Source organism: Micromonospora sp. NPDC050980 (assembly GCF_040653835.1).
Taxonomy (GTDB): domain Bacteria; phylum Actinomycetota; class Actinomycetes; order Mycobacteriales; family Micromonosporaceae; genus Micromonospora.
Genome location: NZ_JBFAGS010000030.1, coordinates 26930 through 47025, shown reverse-complemented (window position 1 = coordinate 47025; position 20096 = coordinate 26930). Strand labels below are relative to the sequence as shown.

Annotated in this window: 18 protein-coding genes, 1 tRNA gene and 1 pseudogene; 12 read left to right on the top strand and 8 right to left on the bottom strand. The window is 72.4% G+C overall.

Annotation, left to right across the window (positions count from 1 at the left end; genetic code table 11):
- The first annotated feature begins 169 nt into the window (after window positions 1-169).
- Together AB0H28_RS27605 and AB0H28_RS27600 are read left to right on the top strand one after the other, a co-directional pair.
- A pseudogene (locus AB0H28_RS27605) lies at window positions 170-991 on the top strand (helix-turn-helix domain-containing protein).
- Between the two features lie 234 nt (window positions 992-1225).
- On the top strand, window positions 1226-3673 hold the full coding sequence (locus AB0H28_RS27600; RefSeq protein ID WP_358046189.1) for a glycoside hydrolase family 3 N-terminal domain-containing protein: 2448 nt from the start codon (window positions 1226-1228) through the stop codon (window positions 3671-3673).
- Between the two features lie 174 nt (window positions 3674-3847).
- Here the strand turns inward: AB0H28_RS27600 and AB0H28_RS27595 are convergent, their stop codons facing one another.
- Entirely contained in the window at window positions 3848-4147 is a 300-nt protein-coding gene (locus AB0H28_RS27595) for an urease subunit gamma (protein ID WP_358046186.1), read from the bottom strand.
- Between the two features lie 286 nt (window positions 4148-4433).
- Window positions 4434-4940 carry an acyl-CoA dehydrogenase family protein gene (locus AB0H28_RS27590; RefSeq protein ID WP_358046183.1) on the bottom strand — a complete coding sequence of 169 codons (507 nt, stop codon included), beginning with the start codon at window positions 4938-4940 and terminating at the stop codon, window positions 4434-4436.
- A 13-nt stretch (window positions 4941-4953) separates the two neighbouring features.
- Between AB0H28_RS27590 and AB0H28_RS27585 the strand changes: the two genes are divergently transcribed.
- Window positions 4954-5211 carry a hypothetical protein gene (locus AB0H28_RS27585; protein ID WP_358046180.1) on the top strand — a complete coding sequence of 86 codons (258 nt, stop codon included), beginning with the start codon at window positions 4954-4956 and terminating at the stop codon, window positions 5209-5211.
- A gap of 95 nt (window positions 5212-5306) precedes the next feature.
- Here the strand turns inward: AB0H28_RS27585 and AB0H28_RS27580 are convergent, their stop codons facing one another.
- Complete coding sequence (locus AB0H28_RS27580) at window positions 5307-6170, bottom strand: hypothetical protein (RefSeq protein WP_358046178.1); 864 nt, start codon at window positions 6168-6170, stop codon at window positions 5307-5309.
- A gap of 124 nt (window positions 6171-6294) precedes the next feature.
- A complete protein-coding gene (locus tag AB0H28_RS27575; protein ID WP_358046175.1) occupies window positions 6295-7083 on the bottom strand; it encodes a GerMN domain-containing protein in 789 nt (262 codons plus the stop codon).
- A gap of 176 nt (window positions 7084-7259) precedes the next feature.
- On the opposite strand from AB0H28_RS27575, the gene AB0H28_RS27570 reads away from it, so the two are divergent.
- On the top strand, window positions 7260-7778 hold the full coding sequence (locus tag AB0H28_RS27570; RefSeq protein ID WP_358046172.1) for a sigma-70 family RNA polymerase sigma factor: 519 nt from the start codon (window positions 7260-7262) through the stop codon (window positions 7776-7778).
- A gap of 109 nt (window positions 7779-7887) precedes the next feature.
- Here AB0H28_RS27570 and AB0H28_RS27565 read toward each other — a convergent pair whose 3' ends face one another.
- Together AB0H28_RS27565 and AB0H28_RS27560 are read right to left on the bottom strand one after the other, a co-directional pair.
- The gene (locus tag AB0H28_RS27565; protein WP_358046169.1) at window positions 7888-9108 is read right to left on the bottom strand and encodes a carbohydrate-binding protein; all 1221 of its coding nucleotides are present in this window, start codon (window positions 9106-9108) and stop codon (window positions 7888-7890) included.
- A gap of 140 nt (window positions 9109-9248) precedes the next feature.
- Window positions 9249-9620, bottom strand: coding sequence for a hypothetical protein (locus tag AB0H28_RS27560; protein ID WP_358046210.1), 372 nt, complete (start codon window positions 9618-9620; stop codon window positions 9249-9251).
- A 209-nt stretch (window positions 9621-9829) separates the two neighbouring features.
- Here AB0H28_RS27560 and AB0H28_RS27555 point away from each other — a divergent pair, with 209 nt between their 5' ends.
- The 8 genes from AB0H28_RS27555 (at window position 9830) to AB0H28_RS27520 (ending at window position 17884) form a co-directional block, all read left to right on the top strand.
- Entirely contained in the window at window positions 9830-11182 is a 1353-nt protein-coding gene (locus tag AB0H28_RS27555) for an HlyD family efflux transporter periplasmic adaptor subunit (protein WP_358046166.1), read from the top strand.
- Window positions 11183-11240: 58 nt separating this feature from the next.
- Window positions 11241-11969 carry a response regulator transcription factor gene (locus AB0H28_RS27550; protein WP_358046207.1) on the top strand — a complete coding sequence of 243 codons (729 nt, stop codon included), beginning with the start codon at window positions 11241-11243 and terminating at the stop codon, window positions 11967-11969.
- Window positions 11962-13530, top strand: a complete 1569-nt coding sequence (locus tag AB0H28_RS27545) for a HAMP domain-containing sensor histidine kinase (RefSeq protein ID WP_358046163.1) — start codon at window positions 11962-11964, stop codon at window positions 13528-13530. The genes AB0H28_RS27550 and AB0H28_RS27545 overlap by 8 nt, the downstream gene beginning before the upstream one ends.
- A 96-nt stretch (window positions 13531-13626) precedes the next feature.
- Window positions 13627-14130 carry a hypothetical protein gene (locus tag AB0H28_RS27540; protein ID WP_358046160.1) on the top strand — a complete coding sequence of 168 codons (504 nt, stop codon included), beginning with the start codon at window positions 13627-13629 and terminating at the stop codon, window positions 14128-14130.
- 139 nt (window positions 14131-14269) lie between these two features.
- Window positions 14270-15436, top strand: coding sequence for an efflux RND transporter periplasmic adaptor subunit (locus AB0H28_RS27535; protein ID WP_358046157.1), 1167 nt, complete (start codon window positions 14270-14272; stop codon window positions 15434-15436).
- The gene (locus AB0H28_RS27530; protein WP_358046154.1) at window positions 15433-16176 is read left to right on the top strand and encodes an ABC transporter ATP-binding protein; all 744 of its coding nucleotides are present in this window, start codon (window positions 15433-15435) and stop codon (window positions 16174-16176) included. The genes AB0H28_RS27535 and AB0H28_RS27530 overlap by 4 nt, the downstream gene beginning before the upstream one ends.
- Window positions 16173-17408, top strand: a complete 1236-nt coding sequence (locus tag AB0H28_RS27525; RefSeq protein ID WP_358046152.1) for an ABC transporter permease — start codon at window positions 16173-16175, stop codon at window positions 17406-17408. The genes AB0H28_RS27530 and AB0H28_RS27525 overlap by 4 nt, the downstream gene beginning before the upstream one ends.
- Window positions 17409-17419: 11 nt before the next feature.
- Entirely contained in the window at window positions 17420-17884 is a 465-nt protein-coding gene (locus tag AB0H28_RS27520; protein ID WP_358046149.1) for a DUF5666 domain-containing protein, read from the top strand.
- Window positions 17885-18334: 450 nt separating this feature from the next.
- On the opposite strand, the gene AB0H28_RS27515 is transcribed toward AB0H28_RS27520, so the two are convergent.
- A tRNA-Pro gene (locus AB0H28_RS27515) sits at window positions 18335-18408 on the bottom strand.
- A 169-nt stretch (window positions 18409-18577) separates the two neighbouring features.
- Window positions 18578-19960, bottom strand: coding sequence for a ribosome biogenesis GTPase Der (der, locus tag AB0H28_RS27510; RefSeq protein WP_358046204.1), 1383 nt, complete (start codon window positions 19958-19960; stop codon window positions 18578-18580).
- Window positions 19961-20096 lie beyond the last annotated feature (136 nt).

Below are 20096 nucleotides of genomic sequence, written 5' to 3'. Positions count from 1 at the left end.
TGGTCGACAGCTGTCCTACCTGGAGCCTCGCATCCATCGATCACCGGGCCTGCCGCACCCGTCCTGAGCTGCAAGATCAGCTTGGAAAAGGCTCAGTGATCAGGAAGGTCAGCAGCTGCTCAGAATCACCCGCCGGGGAACCGGCTCAGCGATCCGACTACGGCGGGCGATGGTCGCGCTCGCGTCTGCCGGCGGGAACACGGTGCCGGCGATCGCCCGCCTCGTTGCGACTGGGGACGGCCAGCCTGGACCCTCAGTGGGCGGGTGGCCGTCCCCGCCAGATCAGTAGCGACGAAGAGCAGTTCATCGTCGAAACGGCCAACACCCGCCCCGAGAGGCTGGGGCGGCCGTTCACCCGGTGGAGCATCCGTAAGCTCGCCGATCACCTGCGCGTTCACTCGACTCGACGGGTTCGGGTCGGGCGGGAGCGGCTGCGGCAGATCCTGCACCGGCATCGGATCACCTTCCAGCGGACCAAGACGTGGAAGGAGTCCACCGACCCTGACCGGGACGTCAAGCTCGCCCGGATCGAGCACGTGAGCAGCCGCTTCCCGCAGCGGGTGTTCGCGTTCGACGAGTTCGGGCCCCTGGTGATCCGCCCGCAGGCAGGGGCCGGGTGGGCGCCGGTGGGACGCCCGCACCGGCTGCCCGGACGGCGCGCCCATCTACGTCATCCTGGACAACCTGTCCGCAAAGGCGTCAAGATCTGCAAATGGGCGGCCCGGAACAAGGTCGAACTCTGCTTCACCCCGACCTACGCCTCCTGGGCCAACCCGATCGAGGCCCAATTCGGGCAGCTCCGCACCTTCGTCATCGCCGGCTCCAACCACCCCAACCACCCCGCGCTGACCCGGCGGCTGCAGGCCTACCTACGGTGGCGCAACGCCAACGCCCGCCACCCCGAGTCCTGGCCGCCCAACGCCGAGAACGCGCCCGCATCCGCAGCGAACGCCAACGACGATGGGGCCAACCCGCCACCCGAGCAGCCTGACCCCCACACCGTCTACGTTCGTGGTCACGGCACTACTAACCGGCCGGTGAGGCGTCGGCCGGTTGGTGCGGCCGTCCTCCGAGGAGGGCGCGGGGCGTGGCATCATGAAGCGGAGCCGAGGTCCGGGCAAGGGCAACCTCAGGAGCACCACCACGATTCCCGAAGGGAATGCTCATGCCCATCCGGCTCCGCAGGCCCACGCGCCCATCTCGTACCCGGACAGCCGTCGTCGGCGTGGCCACGGCGGTCGCGCTCGCCGCGACCGGCCTGACCCTGACCCCGGTCGCGGCGGCTCAGACGCTGCCCTATCAGGATCCGTCCCTGCCGGTGGCGCAGCGGGTGGCGGATCTGCTGTCGCGAATGTCGCTGGACGAGAAGATCGGCCAGATGACCCAGGCCGAGCGGGCCAAGGTCAGTCCGGCCGACGTGACCACCTACCGGCTCGGCTCCATCCTCTCCGGCGGCGGCTCGGCGCCGTCACCGAACACCCCGGCCGGCTGGGCCGACATGTACGACGCCTTCCAGCGGGGCGGGCTGGCCACGCCGCTCGGCATCCCGATGATCTACGGCTCGGACGCCGTGCACGGGCACAACAACGTGGTCGGCGCGACGATCTTCCCGCACAACATCGGTCTGGGCGCCACCCGCGACCCCGACCTGGCCGAGCGGATCGGCCGGGCGACCGCCGAGGAGGTCACCGGCACCGGCGTGGACTGGACGTTCTCGCCCTGCCTCTGCGTGGCCCGCAACGACCGCTGGGGCCGCACCTACGAGTCGTTCGGCGAGAAGCCCGAGTTGGCGACGCAGATGAGCGGCATCGTCACCGGCTACCAGGGCGCCACGCTCGGCGGGCCGGCCAGCGTGCTGGCCACCGCCAAGCACTACGTCGGTGACGGGGGGACCACGAACGGCACCGACCAGGGCGACGCCCAGCTCTCCGAGGCGGAGCTGCGCGCCGTGCACCTGCCGCCGTTCGTGGCGGCCATCGGCAGGGGCGTGGGCTCGATCATGATCTCGTACAGCAGTTGGAACGGGCAGAAGCTGCACGGCAACCGCTACCTGATCACCGACCTGCTGAAGAACGAGCTGGGCTTCACCGGCTTCGTGGTCTCCGACTGGAACGGCATCGACCAGATCGACGGCGCTCCCGGCTTCACCGGCGCCGAGGTGGCGCAGGCGGTCAACGCCGGCATCGACATGGTGATGGCGCCCGACGGCTGGCGGTCCTTCATCACGCTCCTGCGCGCCGAGGTGCAGGCCGGCCGGGTGCCCATGTCACGCATCGACGACGCCAACCGGCGGATCCTGACCAAGAAGTTCGAGCTGGGCCTCTTCGAGCGCCCCCTCGCGGACCGCTCGTACGCGGGCACCCTGGGCAGCGCGGCACACCGTGAGTTGGCCCGCGAGGCGGTGGCCGAGTCGCAGGTGCTGCTGAAGAACGGCGGCGCGCTGCCGCTGCGCACGAACAGCCGGATCTTCGTCGCCGGCAGGAGCGCCGACGACATCGGCAACCAGAGCGGCGGGTGGACCGTCAGCTGGCAGGGCGGCAGCGGCAACACCACCCCCGGCACGACGATCCTGCAGGGCATCCGGAACACCGTGGGTTCGGCCGGCACCGTGACCTACAGCCCCAACGGCAGCGGCGTCGACTCCTCCTACGACGTCGCGGTCGCGGTGGTCGGCGAGACGCCGTACGCCGAGGGCAAGGGGGACCGGCCCGCCGGCATGGGTCTGGACGCCACCGACCTGACCACCATCGACACGCTGCGCGCGGCCGGCGTGCCGGTGGTGGTCGTGCTGGTCTCCGGCCGCCCGCTGGACATCGCGGCCCAGGTGCCGAACTGGAACGCCCTGGTGGCCGCCTGGCTGCCCGGCACCGAGGGCCAAGGCGTGGCGGACGTGCTGTTCGCCGTGCGCCAGCCCACCGGCAAGCTGCCGGTGACCTGGATGCGGTCGGTCGGCCAGCAGCCGATCAACGACGGCGACGGCAAGACCCCGCTGTTCCCGTACGGCTACGGGCTGAGCTACGGCGACCCGGTGCCGGACACCACCGCGCCGACCGCGCCGACCGACCTGCGCGCCACGGTCAGCGGCACGTCCGCCACGCTGACCTGGTCACCGTCCACCGACGACGTGGGGGTCCGGGAGTACGTCGTGCACGAGACGGCCGGCACGTCCGACACGGTGTACGGCCGGACGGCCATCCCGTCCGTCACGGTCACCGGGCTGGTTCCCGGCGTTTCGCGGCAGTTCTTCGTGGTCGCCACCGACGCGGCCGGTAACACCTCGCCGGCCTCGCCACCGGTCGTGGTGCAGGCGGCGGTGGACCCCACGCCCTCGCCGACGCCGACGTCCGGCGGGGCCGCCTGCCAGGTCAGCTACGCGACGAACGACTGGGGCGGCGGTTTCAGCGCCACCGTCACCGTGCGCAACACCGGCACCGCCGCCCTGTCCGGGTGGACGCTGCGCTTCGCCTTCCCCGACGCCGGCCAGCGGGTCACCCAGGGCTGGTCGGCCACCTGGTCGCAGAGCGGCACCGCAGTGACGGCGAGCAACGCCGCGTGGAACGGCTCGCTGCCGGCCGGCGCGTCCACCGGGCTCGGCTTCAACGGCACCTACAGCGGCGCCAACCCCCGCCCGGCCGCGTTCACGCTCAACGGGGCGCCGTGCACCGCCGGATGACCGGATAGCCGAGGCAGATCCTTGCGCGCCCCCTGCGGTGTGCCGGTGTCGTCACCTGTCGACGCCCCGGCACACCGCCGGCGGTGGACCGTCGGCCCCCGGGAAGCGGCATGGTCACCGGCCGGCCCATGTGGATCTCGACCAGGCCGGCCGCCGGCAGGATCTTCCCGGGGATCACGGAATCAGGTGGTGCACCGTCACGAGCTTGGTGCCGTCCGGGAACGTCGCCTCCACCTGCACCTCCCTCAGCAGCTCGGGGATGCCGTCCTGGACGTCCTCGCGGCCGAGCACCGTCGGAGCGTCGGACATGAGGTCGACCACCGACCGCCCGTCGCGGACCCCTTCGATCAGGAAGACGGTGATGATCGCGACGGCTTCAGGATGGTCGAGTCGCAGGCCGCGCTCGCGGCGGCGAGCGACGTCGGCCGCGACGTGAACGAGCAGGCGGTCCTGCTCGTGCGGGCTGAGGAACACGGGATTCTCCGGTGGGGATCGGCGTGGCCCGCTCGCCGGCGGCTCCGCGCGGAGCCGCGCCGGGCGCAGCACCACCCGGAGGACGAGCTGGGATCACACGACCGCCGCGACGACCGTCGGCGGGGTGGCCCGGGACTCCACCATCCCGGCCCACGCGACGGACACCCGGCGGTGTCGGTCGGATGCGGACCGCACCGCCCACCGCTACCGCAGACCGTAGAGGATCGCCACCGGCGGGACCAACAGCATGCTCGGGATGAGGGATCGAGCCATGCCGGCGACCGACTCAGTACGCCAGCTCCACCGGGCGTCCCAGCAGCCGCGCCCCGTTGTTGCCCAGCCAACCCTCGGCCGCCGCCGCGTGCTGACCGAAGGTGTGGATGTCGCGGAACCGGCGCTGGATCGGCGACAAGTCTCGGGCCGCCCCGGCGCCCGCCAACCGGTAGCAGGTGTCCACCGCGGCGGTGGCCAGCTCGGTCACCCAGGGCAGGCTGGCCGAGATCGTCGGGTGCAGCGCGGCGACCGCCGCCGGGTTCTCGGCGCACGCCGTCCAGAGCTCGTCGGCGAGGCTGTGCACCAGCGCCCGCGCCGCGCGTACCTGCAGCTCGGCCCGGCCGAGCTGGATCCGGAAGGCGGGGGCGTCGGCCAGCGGCTGCCGCGCGTAGAGGCGCTGCCGGCCGTCTCCGACCAGCGCCGTCAGGTCGTCCAGGGCACCCTGCGCGACACCGACCGCCACCGCGCCGAGGTGCAGCACGAAATGCACCAGCGGCGCCACGAATCCCGGGCCGGGCACGCACGGCGTACCGGTGATCAACACCGCCCGCGGCGCGTGCGACGCCAACGTGACCATCCCGAAGAAGGGCCTGGGCGTCCACCTGAACGCCAAGTACGCCGGCATCACGCCCGACTTCTCCGACTCGATCACCTTCCTGGTGTTCCTGCGCGGCGGGATCGCCGACTACGACACCGACGGCAAGGGCGACGCCAACTTCGATAAGGCGTACGACCCGGTCTGTGCCCAGGCACCCGCGATCTTCGACGGCCTCCGCGCCGCTGCGGAGTAGACCTTCGCGGGCCGGGCCGGCCGGACGCACCGGCCCGGTCCGTCGACGAGCTGCATCCAGCCGCGGACAGACCGTCGGCCGGGCAGGGCCCGTCTCTACGTCAGCGTGTCGATGACGTCCTGAAGGCGGCCGGGACTGCGTGAGAAGGCCTTGTCGTTGCGCAGGCGCTGCGGCTGGTACTCCTTGCCGAGCCCGCCGAAGGTCTCGATGGCGCCGTTGTGTCCACGTTCGATTTCCTGACCGTTGGCGACCCGGTCGAGCATCATCGTGACGATGTCGGCCGAGATGCCACCGGCTGCGACGACCAACTTCCGGAGGTTCTCGCTCCAGTTGCGGCCGTACTCGTCGTCGATGTGCGCCTCGGCGGCGAAGAACGGGCGGTACAGCGTCGAGCCGAGGGCCATCGCCGTGTACATCTCGAAGTAGCTGATCGTGCCGTCGCCGGGCAGCAGGTCCCTGCCGCCGTCGTCGGTGGAGACCGTGGCCACGATGGAGCCGAGCTGGGCGCGGAGGGCGTCCTGCTGCTTGGCGCTGAGACCGGGATGGCCGTTGACGCCCGGCTCGGTGCCGGTGACGATCGCGAGGTACCGGTACGCGTGGTCGGCCTCGAACTGGGACAGCCCGGAGACCATGTACAGCCGCCCCTGGGCGGTGTTCTTACTGGTGACCGGCACCAGTGGGGTCGCGGGCGCCTTGGTCGTCGCGGCGGCAGAGGATTTGCTCGGCGCGTTGGAGGCCGAGGCGCTGCCGGTGCGCCGCGTTGCGCTCGGGACCGGGACGACCGGGGCCGGGGCCGACGTCGTCGGGATCGAGACGGTGACCGGCGGCGCCGTCGTCGGGGTCGCCGTCCCCCGGGTGCCGCCCGGCTCGCACCCGGCGCTCGCCCCGGCGAGGGCAGCGATCACCATCAGCGCGGCGATCTGCAGCCGTCGCCGGAAGGCCCGGGCAAGGCCGGTCATGCCGAGGGCGACGAGCGGCCGGTTCTGATTCTGGTGTGGAGGATTCATACCTGATGGCACTCCGCGTGCCGGTGCCAGGTTTCACCGCTCGACCTTCCGGTCCAACGCGGGAGGTCGCCGAGCGTCAGTTCGGAACGCGGTCGTGGAGCACGTCGACGTAGAAGGCGCGCTGGTCGCCACGGATGGAGAAACGCGCCTGCTTGATCCAGTCGAACTGTTCCAGGGTGCGGCGCATCGGCTCCAGCAGCTTGGTCTTCTCGCAGCTGTCGTCGGGGGCCAGGATGCCGTCGAGGTCGGTGAAGTCCGCCCGCGCGTTCGTCCCCTCCAGCTTGAGATAGCGGAAGCGGTGGGCGTCGCCGTCGAAGGTGCTGGTCAGGCCGGCCGCGCGGTCGGCCGTCGTGGGGCCGTCGAGCAGCGCCCGCAGAGCCTCCTTGGCGACACCGCGGGCCGGGACCTCCCGGGTCACCGTGACGACCTGTGGGCAGCGCTGGCCGGCCTGCTCACGCAGCAGGAACAGCTTCACGCGGCGGGTACCGGTGGTCGGCTCGGTCGCCGGTTGGACCGGGCCGCCGGTCTCCGTCGCCTGGGCGCTCGCCGTGGCGTTGGACGGGCTCTCGGACGGCCGGGGCGGCGGGGCCGACGACGCGGCGGGCGACCCGGTGGTGGAAGCCGTCGGCGCGGGTGCGGCGACCTGCGGCTCACCGGCTGGGGTCGCCACCACGGCCGTGACGACGGGAACGGCCACCATCGCCACGGCGACCAGGCCGGCTGCGCCTGCGGCGCGGACACGGCGACGGCGTGCCCGGTGGCGCAGGTCGCCGAGATCCGGCGGACGCGCGGTCTCGGCGGCGGTCCCGGCCATACGGCGCAGCGCGTCGCGCGTCGCCTCCGCGCCCGAAATTCCGTCAGTCACCGTCATCTCCCCTGGCGTAGCCGTCGCCACTCTACCGTTTGACGCTGCCGCATTAATCACATACGGTGCGATCGTTATTTAAGCGTATGAGTGCGACAGCGTCCAGGTCGGATGGTCGCCGCACGGTAAGCGCCGGAATCGGGATGCGCGCGTCGCGGCAGGTGTCGAGAGGTCCGATGTCGACAGATCGGGATTTCACCGAGTTCTACCTGGCGACGTACCGTCGGCTGGTGGGCCAGCTGTTCGTGCTGACCGGCAACCGTCACGACGCCGAGGAGCTTGCCCAGGAGGCGTTCTCCCGTGCGTTGCCCCGGTGGACGAAGATCAGCGGGTACGAGGCGCCGGAGGCGTGGGTCCGGCGGATCGCGTTCAACCTCGCCTTCTCCCGGCGGCGCAAGGCGCTGCGCGGCGCGGCCGCCCTGCTGCGCCTCGGCGGCGGTCAGGCACACGAGGCGGAGGACGGCAACGCTCTGCTGGTCACCGAGGCGCTGCGGGCGGTGCCGGTACGGCACCGCCAGGCACTGGTCCTGCATTACGTCGTCGACCTTCCGGTACGTGACGTGGCGGCCGAGTTGGGCGTACCCGAGAACACCGTCAAGACGTGGCTGCGGCGAGGCCGTCAGCAGCTGCACGCGGCGTTGTGCGCGGACGAGACGACGACAGCCGACGAACTCCTCTCCAACCTGCGGCCCTGAATGCCGTAATCGGGGGCACGCCCGGTAGGCGTACCCCCGACGACGGTCACCGCAGTGGCTGCCCGTGACACCCACCACCGGCGCGACCCGGTGGACCGTCCCTGGGCGGTCAGCTCACCGTGACGCTGTCCACGTCGAGGAGGAAGCCCGATCCGCCGGTGAAGACCAGGTGCAGCGGACCGGTTCCGGCGCCCGACAGTGATGCCGAGACAGTCCGGTAGGTCGTCCAGCCGCCGGTGGCGGGCACGTCGACCGAGCCGAGCAGCGCACCCGTGGGCGAGCCGGAACGCACCTCGATGGTGCCGCCCGACGTGCCGGAGGCGACCCGGGCGGAGAACTGCGTCCGGCCGGCCGTCGACACCTGGGCGTAGCCGGCCCAGTCACCGTCGTTCAGGTAACCCGCCGTGGCGCCGCCCTGCGCCGCGGCGTGGCCGGCCACCTGCACCCCCGAGCCCGACGTGAACGACTCGCCCTGCACGGTCTGCGGGGAAGCGCTGCCGCCGGGCGCGGTCAGGAAGGTACGAAGCTTGCCGGCGTTTCCGGAGTCGTCACCGGTGATCAGGTAGTATATCATCCCGGCGTCGGAGATGTCGCCCTTCTTGTTCATGATGTCGTTGACCACGTCGTGCACGTATCGCAGCCGCTGGTCGGAGTTGCCGGCCATCCAGGCCCACTTCTCCTCACCGCCACCGGTGCCCAGACCGGCGTTCTGGTCCGGAATCCTCTTGTACCTCACCTGCGGGAAGTCGCGGCGGATGTCGGCCAGGTTCCACTTGTTGTCGTCGTCGTCGTGGTTGTTGTTCCAGTCCGAGTGCGAGATCAGCGTGACGTGCTGACGCGCGGCGGTGTTCGAGCCCTGCAACGCCCGGTACACCACGCCCATCGGGCCGGCACCGACCAGGCACAGCCGGTTGGTGGCGGTGGAGGCGTCGACGGCCGACCGCAGGTGGGTCACGGCGGCGTTGAGATTCGTCTGGCTGTTGCGGAAGATGCTGGCCACGTCGTAGCCGAATTGCCCCGCGACGCCCTCGGTGGCGGTGACCATGTCCCGCTCCCAGCTCGTGGTCGAGCTGCCGAGGTGCGAGTTGTAGTCCCAGTGCACCAGCCGGGCCTGCTGGCCCCGCTCGGCGAGCAGCGCCAGGGCCATCGCCGACGCGCCGATGTCGTCGCGGTCGTGGTAGTTGCCGTCCGAACTCCAGGCGACTCGCTCGCACCCGAAGTCGAGAGCGGGCGGGGCGGCCTGCGCGGGCTGCCCGGTCAGTGCGACGGTGACGCCGAGCCCGAGGGCGCAGGCCCCGGCGGTGAGGCCGGGACGGGTGATCCTTGGCATGGAGATCCTTCCGGTACGAGGGGTGGTCGCCGCCCGGCCGGGTTCTGTCGGCCCGGTCGGGCGGCTCGAAGACAGACACTCCGCCCCGTCGTGGGAGGTTTCGCCGCCACGGCCCTCATCTGCCCGGCCCTGCGCTCGGGTCAGCCGTCGCCGCGCCGGCCGCCCTGCGGACGTGAGCCCTCGCACGCCTGCTGGGCACTCGCCCAGGTGGCGTCGTCGACATCGGCCGGACGGAGCGCATCCGCCCCGCCGCCCTGGCGGTTCCCGTCACCCGGCTGGCCAGAGGGCCGGGCGGTGGGCCTGGTCGTCGGCCGGGCGCTCTGGTCCGCCTGTCCGCTGCGGCCGGGCCGGGCCGAGGGCAGTTCCTCGGGTACGTCGATGCCCTGCTCACGTAGGCACGCCGCGTACGCGGCCAGCCCGCCGGACGGCGGCTGGGTCGGCTGCGACTGCTCGGCCGCCGGCTTGCCGCCGCAGCCGGCCGCGAGCGTGAGCAGGGTGGCGCCGACCGCCACGGTCAGGGCCGGTCGTCGATGGATGCGGGGCATCTGGCTCTCCTCGGGTCTCGGGTGCGGACCCATGCCCGCACGACGGGTCAGCAGAGACGACCAACCTCCGGCGCGGCTCCGGCGGGCCTGGGAGTCACCTCGGAACACCGGGCTGTGAGGTAACTCCGAGGTACGGCCGAGCCCACTGTCAGGAAGTGGGTCGACGATCGCCAGCCATGGGCATCCACCTGCACGTGTGGCGGGCGATCCGGCGCCGGCCGGTACCCGCCGCCGCCACCACCGCCGTACTGGTCGCGGTGACCGCCGCGGCGGGCGCGGCCGCGTTGTCCGGCGGGGCCGACCGGACCGCGGCCCCGGCGGGGACCGTACGGGTGGACCGGGGCGAGGTGACCTCAGCGGTCGCCGCGACCGGCTCGGTACGGCCCGCGGCCGGCCGTGGACTCGCGTTCACCGCGGCCGGCACCGTGACCGAGGTCCGGGTCCGTCCGGGGGCCGACGTCACCGTCGGTCAGGTGCTGGCGGTCCTCGACGACGGCGCGGCGCGCGCCGAGGTGGCGCGCACGGAGCAGGCCCTGGCCGACGCGCGGGCCGCGCTCGACGACCTCGAGGCCGAGGAGGAGCCGAACACCCCCGCCTGCGCCACGTCGCCCGTCGCGGCCGCGCGGGGCGGCGGCGCGGGAGGTGCGGCTGCCGCCGCCGCGGCGGGCGACACCGTCCGGACGGCGCCCCCGGGCGACACGGGATCACCCACCCCGGGAACCGGCTCCGAACAGCCCTCGCACTCCCCCGCACCGTCGGCCGACCCGGCTCCCACGGGATCGCCGGGCTCCCCCGCCGAGCCGTCGCCGGGCGGCACCAGGAACGGGCCGGTGGCTACCGCGACGGCCATGGCTCCGGCGGGCCCGCGAGGCTGCCCGACACAGCCCGGTGGTTCGAAGCCGGGCGGTACCGCCGCGGGTGCCGACCCGCTGCTGCGGGCACACCAGCAGGTGACCGCCGCGCAGCTGGCCCTCGCCGAGGCGAAGGACCGGCTGGCCGGTACGACGATCACGGCGCCGGTCGCCGGACGGGTGCTGTCGGTGGCCGGGCCGGTGGGAGCCCGGGTGTCGGCGGGTGCGCGCTTCGTCGAGCTGGCGGTCGTCGACGGGATGCAGGTCACGGCGACCTTTCCGGAGGCCGACGCCGGGCTGATCGCGGTGGGGCAGGCCGCCACGGTGACCCCGGCCGGACGGCCGGACACCGAACTGGACGCCGAGGTGGTCGAGGTGGACCCGGTGGGCACCAGCGACGGTCAGGTGGTCCGGTTTGGAATCCGGCTCGCGCTGGACGGTGCTCCGGACGATCTGCTGATCGGCCAGAGCGCCGCCGTGCGGATCCGGATCGCCACCGTGACCGACGTGCTGCGCGTACCGGCCGGCGCGGTCCGGGTACGGCCGGATGGATCGGCCGCCGTCCTGCTCACCGGGGCGGCCGAACCACGCGCCGTCGTGATCGGTGTCCGGGGGAATCAGTTCGTGGAGATCAGGTCCGGTCTCGCCGAGGGCGACCTGGTTCTCGCCGCCGGATGATCCCGCTCAGCTCGGGGACAGGTCGTTCCCAGCTCGCTCCGAGGTTTCCCCGATAGACCTGGCAATCGTGTCTGATCGCCGTACCCGTGTGCTCGTCGTCGACGACGAGGAGAACATCCGTGCCCTGTTGTCGGCGACGCTGCGACTGGTCGAGTTCGACGTCCGGGTGGCCGGCGGCGGCCATGAGGCGTTGACCATGGCCGAGGAGTTCGACCCGGACCTGGTGGTGCTCGACGTGATGCTGCCCGACCTCGACGGCTTCCAGGTCGCCCGGCGGCTGCGCGGTGCGGGCGCCGGGGTGCCGGTGCTGTTCCTCACCGCGCGGGGCACTGTGGAGGACCGCATCTCCGGGCTGACCGTCGGAGCGGACGACTACGTGACCAAGCCGTTCAGCCTGGAGGAGGTGGTGCTGCGGATCCGGGCGATCCTGCGCCGCAGCCGCGCCGACGACGCGCCGGCGCCGGACGGCGTGTTGCGCTACGCCGACCTGGAGCTGGACGAGGACGCCCACGAGGTGCGCCGGGCCGGCCGGGTGGTCGAGCTGTCGCCGACGGAGTTCAACCTGCTGCGGTACCTGATGGTCAACGCCGGCCGGGTGGTGAGCAAGGCGCAGATCCTCGACCGGGTGTGGAACTACGACTTCGGCGGCGACGGACGCATCGTCGAGTCGTACATCTACTACCTGCGCAGGAAGATCGACGTACAGGCGCCACCGCTGGTGCACACCGTGCGCGGCGTCGGCTACACGCTGCGGTTGCCGCGTCCGGGGCCGGGCGACAGTGGGTAGCCGCCGCGCCGCCCGGCGGCGGCGGTTGCGCCGGTGGGGACGCTGGACCCTGCGGTCCCGGCTGGTCGTGGTCGTGGCGGCGCTGACCGCGCTCGCGCTGGTCATGGCGAACGCGGCCGGGCTGGTGCTACTGCGCCGGACCCTCACCGACCGGATCGACGAGCAGCTCACCACGGTCAGCCGGCCGTTCACCCGGGACGCCGCCCCGTCCTACGACCCGCGCGCGCGCACCAGGGTGCTGCCGCGCGCCCGGCTCGGGCCGGAGCAGGTGGTGCTGCTGTACGGCCCGGACGGCAACCTGGAGGACGTCCGGCGCTCCGACGAGTCGGCCACCGTGCCGAAGGTGGAGCCGTACGACAGGCTGGTCGCCCGGGCCGCCGGCACCCGCCCGTACACCGTCGAGGCCGCCGACGGCGCGGCCGCCTGGCGGGTCCTGGTGGTCGAGCGCGGCGACGACCGGGGCATCGCGGTGCTGGCGGTGTCGCTACGCGAGGTCGAGGAGACCACCGACCTGCTGCTGCTGATCGACGCGGTCGTGATCGTGGTCGTCCTGCTGCTGCTGGCGTCGCTCGCCGCGGTGGTGGTCCGGCTCGGCCTCCGGCCGCTGACCCGGATGGAGCAGACCACGGCGCAGATCACCGGGGGAAACCTGTCCCGCCGGGTGCCCGACGCCGATCCGCACACCGAGCCCGGCCGGCTCGGCGGGGCGCTCAACCTGATGCTGGACCGGATCTCCACCGAGGTCGCCGCGCGCCGCGAGTCGGAGCGGCGGTTGCGGCAGTTCATTGCCGACGCCTCGCACGAACTGCGTACTCCGCTGACCTCCATCCGCGGTTTCGCCGAGCTCTACCGCCGGGGCGGAACACCACCGGGCCCGGAGTTGGACGGAACGATGGCCCGGATCGAGGCCGAGGCCGCCCGGATGGGTCTGCTCGTCGAGGACCTCCTGCTGCTCGCTCAGCTCGACCACGAACGGCCCCTGCGGGAACAGCCGGTCGATCTGCTGGGCGTCGCCGCCGACAGCGTTCGCGACGCGCAGGCCCGTGCGCCAGGGCGCCGGATCCGCCTGGCCGCACTCGACGAAGACGGGTTCGAACCGGTGATGGTCACCGGCGACGAGCACCGGCTGCGCCAGGTGGTCGCCAACCTGCTCAACAACGCCCTGCAGCACACACCGCCGCAGGCCCGCGTGACGGTCCGCACCGGGCTACTGCGCCGTGCACCGGCCGGACCGCCGCCCGTCGCGGCCGTGGGAGATCCGCTGCCCGCCGCCACGCCGGCCGCGGTGCTGGAGGTGACCGACGACGGGCCGGGCCTCGCAGCCGACCAGGCCGTACGGGTCTTCGAGCGGCTCTACCGTGCCGACCCGAGCCGGACCCGCGGCAGCGGCGGGTCCGGCCTCGGCCTGTCCATCGTGGCGGCCCTCGCACGGGGACACCAGGGCCGGGTCGAACTGCTCACCGCCCCCGGCCGGGGGGCCACCTTCCGGGTCCTGCTGCCCTCGGTGCCCGACGCCGATCGTGACGACCTGGTAGACCTGCTGCGCACCATGCACAGCTGACCCCATCGACGGCTGTTCGGGAACGTCCAGCGGGCGCGGAGCCCGCTCCGAGCCTGACCTCGTTCACTCCCGTACAGGAACCGAACGGGAGGCAGCATGCGCACGAGAGCACGGACCATCGCGGCGACGGCGGCAGCCCTGGCAGTTCTGACCGGGGCGCTCCTGGTGCCCCGATGGACCGGCGACACCCGCGACGACGAGCTGACGGTGACGGCGAGTGGCTACTTCTTCGTCGGTGGGCAGCAGGCCACCGACGACAGCGGTGACCGGACGTCGACCATCTGGACCGGGCAGGCGATGGTCCACCAACTCGTTCCCGCCGACGCAGACAAGCCGCCGGTGATCATGATGCCAGGGCTCGGGCTCAGCTCGTCGATCTTCCTGACCACGCCGGACGGGCGCGTGGGTTGGGCACAGCAGGCGGCCCGCGCCGGCCACCCCGCGCCGACGATCGCGGTCTACGGCGACCGGATCGCCGAACGGCGGCAGACCGGGCGACTCGACGCCTGCCGGCGCACCGTCGGTCTCGTCGACACCGCCGGCCACCCGGCCCGGCTGGTGTACCTGCCCGACGAGGGCGTCCGGGCAACACGCACCTGATGATGCAGGACGACAACAGCGACGACATCTGGCACCGGATCGAGGACTTCCTCGCCGACAGCTGACCGCCGCCCGACTCCCAGCCGGCTCCGAGGTTGCGCCGGGTGCGCTCCGAGCCGCCACCCCCAGGCTGTCGGACATGCGTGTGCGACGACTCATCCCTGCCCGGGGCCCGTCCCTGCTCGTCAACACCGGCCTCGTCGTGGCGGTGCTGCTCGCTGGCGGCTGGGCGTACACCACGTTCACCGCGCCGGGGACGGCGAGCGCCGGCGAGGCCCGGACGGTGCCGGTCAGCCGGGCGACCGTGACGTCCGCGGTGTCCGTACCCGGATCGGTGCGCAGCGCGGCGACCGCGACCGCGACCTTCGCCACCGCCGGGCCAATCACGGAGATCGCCGTGGCCGTCGGCGACTCGGTGAAGAAGGGCCAGGTATTGGCCCGGGTCGACGCCTCGGCCGCGAAGCGGGAACTCGCGGCGGCCGAGGCCGACCTGGACGCGGCACAGGATGCGGCGGACCGGGCGGCGGAGACCGACAGTCCGACCAGCCAGGCGGATGCGGCGGTGACCCAGGCGGAGCTGAAGGTCGCCGCCGCGCGGGAGAAGGTCGACGGCGCCACCCTAACCGCGCCGATCGCCGGCACCGTGGTGGCCGTCAACGGCAGCGTCGGGGACTCCGGCACCTCGGCGGGCGGCGCGACCGGAGGCGGCGCGACCACGGGCGGCGCGACCGGAGGCGGGAGCACCGCGTCGGGCTCGGGAGGCGACGGGCTCGTGCAGATCGCCGACCTGACCAGGCTGGAGGTCACCGCCGCGGTACCCGAGGCCGACGCTACCCGGCTCAAGGCAGGCATGCCCGCCACGGTCAGCTGGAACGCGCTGCCCGGCACCACCGCCGACGCGACGCTCGCCGCGATCGACCCGAACGCCACCACCGCCAACGACGTGGTGACCTACGGCGTCACCCTGAGCCTCAAGGACCGTCCGGATGCCGCCCGGCCCGGCCAGAGCGTGCAGGTCACCGTCACCCTCGACACGGCCGAGAACGTCGTCGCCGTATCCGCTCTCGCGGTGACCAGCGCCGGCAACCGGAACACCGTGACCGTCCTGGAGAACGGCAGCCAGGTCGTCCGTCCGGTCGAGGTGGGCCTGCGGGGTGACCAGCTCGTCGAGATCACCTCCGGCCTGACCGAGGGCGACCGGGTCGTGCTGCCCAGCACCGGCGGCGCCGACCCGAGCACCGGCGGCGGGCGCGGCGGGCCCGCGGGCGGCGGCCTGACCGGTGGCGGCGGGCGGGGCAACCGGTGACCCTGTATCTGGTAGACGGAGCTCACCGCACCGCCGAGGGCCCGAACCGTCCGGTGCTCGACGTCCGTGACCTGACCAAGGTCTACGGACAGGGCGAGGCAACCGTGCACGCGCTGCGTGGGGTGTCGCTGACCGTCGCGGCCAGCGACTACGTGGCCATCATGGGATCCTCGGGATCCGGCAAGTCGACGCTGATGAACATTCTCGGCTGCCTCGACGTCCCCAGCGCCGGCACCTACCGCCTGGACGGGGTCGACGTCAGCCGACTCGACGACGCCCGGCTGGCCCTCGTCCGCAATCGGCGCATCGGGTTCGTCTTCCAGTCGTTCAACCTCATCCCCCGCACCTCGGCGGTGGCCAACGTCGAGCTGCCCCTGGCGTACGCCGGCGTCAAGCCGGCCGAGCGACGCCGGCGGGCCCTCGCGGCCCTGGACATGGTGGGTCTCGCCGGCCGGGCCGACCACGAGCCGAACCAGCTCTCCGGCGGGCAGCAGCAACGCGTCGCCGTCGCCCGCGCCCTGGTCACCGAGCCAGCGCTGATCCTCGCCGACGAACCCACCGGAAACCTCGACAGCCGCTCCACCGAGGAGGCGCTGGCCATCCTCGACCAGCTGCACACCGCCGGCCGCACCATCGTCATGATCACCCACGAGACGGAGGTGGCCGCCCGCGCCCGCCGGCTGGTCACCCTCTTCGACGGACGGATCACCACCGACGTACGACAGGACGGTGCCCGGTGAGCCTGCTGGAGATCCTCCGCTTCGCCGGCCGCGGCGTCGCCGCCAACAAGCTGCGCTCGGCGCTGACCATGCTGGGCATCCTCATCGGCGTCGCCGCGGTCATCCTGCTGGTCGCCGTCGGCAACGGCTCCGCCCAGGCCGTCAACCGCAGCATCGAGGCGCTGGGCACCAACACCATCACCGTGTCCAGCACCGCCCGCGGCGGGACGACGCCGTCGCCACTCACGGTCGACATCGCGCAGTCCCTGCACGACCCGGCACTCGCCCCCGACGTCCGGGCGGTCTCACCGGTGGTCAGCACCGCCCCGACGATGACCCACGGCGGGACGGATCATCCGGTGGCGCAGTTCCTCGGTACCCACCCGAGCTACTTCGGCTCGTCGAACAGCCCACTCGCCACCGGCGGGGCCTTCACCGACCAGGACGTGGCCCAGGGTCGGCGGGTGGTCGTGCTCGGGCGGACCGTCGCCACCGAACTGTTCGCCGACACCGACCCGGTCGGCCAGCAGGTCACCGTCGGCGGTGCCCTGTTCACCGTCGTCGGGGTCCTCGCCGAGAAGAGTTCGGCATCAGGCTTCTCCGACCCGAACGACCTCGCCGTCGCCCCGCTCACCGCCGTGCAGCAGACCATCACCGGGTACGGCCCGGTCAACTCCATCCTCGTCGAGGCCACCGGCCCGGACCGCGTCAACGCCGCCCAACAGCAGGTCACCCAGATCCTCAACCAGCGCCTCAAGCTACCGGCGGGCACCGCCGCCACCGGCCGTGGTGGGGGTGGTGGTGCGGGTGCCGCTCCGTACCGGATCCAGAACGCCGCCCAACTCCTCGCCACCCGCACCGAGACCGCACAGACCTTCACCGTCCTGCTCGGCACCGTCGCCGGCATCAGCCTGCTCGTCGGCGGCATCGGCATCACCAACATCATGCTGGTGACCGTCACCGAGCGAACCCGGGAAATCGGCATCCGCAAGGCCCTCGGCGCACCCCGACGCACGATCCTCACCCAGTTCCTCGCCGAAGCGACCATGCTCAGCGTCCTCGGCGGTGGCCTCGGCGTGGCCGCCGCACTGATCGGCAGCCGGTTCACCATCGTCGGCGTGCAACCGGTGATCGTGCCCAGCTCCGTCGCGCTGGCCCTGGGCGTCTCCGTCGCGATCGGCCTCTTCTTCGGCAGTGTCCCCGCCAGCCGCGCCGCCGGCCTGCGTCCCATCGACGCGCTTCGCTACGAATGACAGGTGAAGACATGACGACCGACCTGGACACCGCTCTCGCCGCCGGACCCCGCCCCTGGCGGAACCGGGCCACCCCGTGGCTCGCGGCAGCACTGCTGCTCGTCGGCGGCTTCGCCGGCGGCGCCCAAGCGCAGCAGGCGTACGGCCCGGATCCCGCACCCGCACCGGCGGGACGCGGGGCAGCGGTCGACGGACCCACCGGTGGGGCCCGCGGCGGCGGCGCCCGTGGCGGTGGCGCCGCTCCCCGGGCCGCCACCGCCACCCCGGCCACCACCGGCACCGTCACCGCGATCGACGGAGACACGATGACGATCCGGCGCGAGTCCGGCGAGGTGGTCACCGTGCAGACGGACGACCGTACGCAGGTGCGGCTGATCGGCGCCCTCAAGGATCTCCGAGCCGGCGACACCGTAGTGGTGACCGGAATCAAGCAGGGTGGCGACATCACCGCCGCCACGATCATCCGACAGGAGTAGCGGCCCTGCGAACCGACGGTCATCGGGCGGAGCTGGGGGCGCAGGCGCGGCCGCGGCGTCGTCGCCGAGTCGGCCGGGCGGATCGGCTGCACTGCCAGCGTCGACTTGATGATCAGCCCGTGCTACCGACAATCGGGCAGCACCACCGCGACCTCAGACCGGCAGAAGAGTGGTCCGGTCGGATGCAAGCCGAGTTTGCCTAGCATGGACTGGACCGTTCACAAGGCAGAGGGACCACCGCAGCGGCGCCTGGGCACTTCGCACTAGACACGGAATCAAGCACCCAAAATTCCGCTCCATCCAGAACACAGACGAAGCGGCAGGTCACAGCGTTCCCAGTTCAGCAGGCCGGCGGCCAACGATCATCGCCGTTACCGCCAACAAAGATCATCCGTTACCGAATGTTACCGCCGTTACCGGAGAAGATCTTCATCTTCCCAGGTCAACCGGTCGGGACGGCCGGATTCGAACCGACGACCCCTTGACCCCCAGTCAAGTGCGCTACCAAGCTGCGCCACGTCCCGATGCCCCCGCGCGGTCTCCCCCGCAGCAGCCGGTACAGCTTAGCGCAAGATCCTCGCACGGTACGCACAGGCCCCCGCCGCGCTGAGCGACGCCGACGTCACTCCCCCTAGAGCGTCCTAGGAAAGGGGTCGCCGGGTGGGCACCCGGCGACCCCTTTCGGAGGAACGGTCAGCCGTGGGCCTTGCCGCGCCCGCCCGGGCCCAGCTTCTTGCGCGGGCGCACCGAGATGTCGATCGGGGTGCCCTCGAAGCCGAACTCCTCGCGCAGCTTGCGCTCCACGAACCGCTGGTAGCCGGCGTCCAGCGGGCCGGTGGTGAACAACACGAACCGCGGCGGCGCCACCCCGGCCTGGGTGGCGAACAGGATGCGCGGGGCGCGCCCGCCGCGTACCGGGTGCGGGGTGGCCTGGACCAGCGCGGTCAGCCACTGGTTGAGTTGCGCGGTGGGGACGCGGGTCTCCCAACTCGCAAGCGCCTTGCGCAGCGCCGGGGCGAGCTTGTCGACGGCGCGGCCGGTCTGCGCGGACAGGTTCAGCCGGATCGCCCACGGGATCCGCCGCAGCTCCCGGTCGATCTCCTTGTCCAGGTAGTAGCGGCGGTCGGCGTCCACCAGGTCCCACTTGTTGAACGCGATGACCAGGGCCCGGCCGGCCTCCACCACCATCGTGAGGATCCGCTGGTCCTGCTCGCTGATCACCTCGCTGGAGTCCAGCAGCACCACCGCCACCTCGGCGGCCTCGATCGCCGAGGCGGTACGCAGGCTGGCGTAGTATTCCGTGCCGCTGGCCCGACCGACCCGCTTGCGCAGGCCCGCGGTGTCCACCAGTTGCCAGGTTTCGCCGCCGATCTCGACCAGGCTGTCGACCGGGTCGACCGTGGTGCCGGCCACCGAGTCGACCACCGCCCGTTCCTCCCCGGAGAACCGGTTGAGCAGGCTGGACTTGCCGACGTTGGGACGGCCTACCAGGGCCACCCGCCGTGGGCCGCGCGGGCGGTTCTCCACGATCGCGGGCGCCTCGGGCAGCGCGGCCAGGATGGCGTCGAGCAGGTCGCCGGAACCGCGACCGTGCAGCGCCGACACCGGGAACGGCTCACCGAGACCGAGCGACCACAGCGAGGTCGCCTCCATCTCGATGGTGGTGTTGTCGGCCTTGTTGGCCACCAGGATCACCGGCTTGGCGCTGCGGCGCAGCATCTTCACGGCGGCCTCGTCCACGTCGGTCGAGCCGACCACGGCGTCCACCACGAACAGCACCACGTCCGCGGTGACCACTGCCGTCTCGGCCTGCGCGGCGATGGCCGCGGCCCGGTCCCTGGCGTCGGGCTCCCAGCCGCCGGTGTCGACCACGGTGAACGCCCGGCCGTTCCACTGCGCGTCGTAGGGAACCCGGTCCCGGGTCACGCCCGGGATGTCCTCGACGACCGCCTGACGGCGGCCGATGAGGCGGTTGACCAGTGTGGACTTGCCCACGTTGGGACGGCCCACCACGGCCACGACGGGCTGCGGGCCGGTCGGCTCGTCAGCCTCGACCTCCGGCTCACGCAGCTCCACCCAGCCACCGAACTCATCGTCGCTCACGCGACGCCACCTTTCGTTCGCGACTGCGGGGCTCGCAAACCCGGCTCACTCCTCGCGCTCACGCCACGCCACCCTTCGTTCGCGACTGCGGGGCTCGCAAACCCGGCTC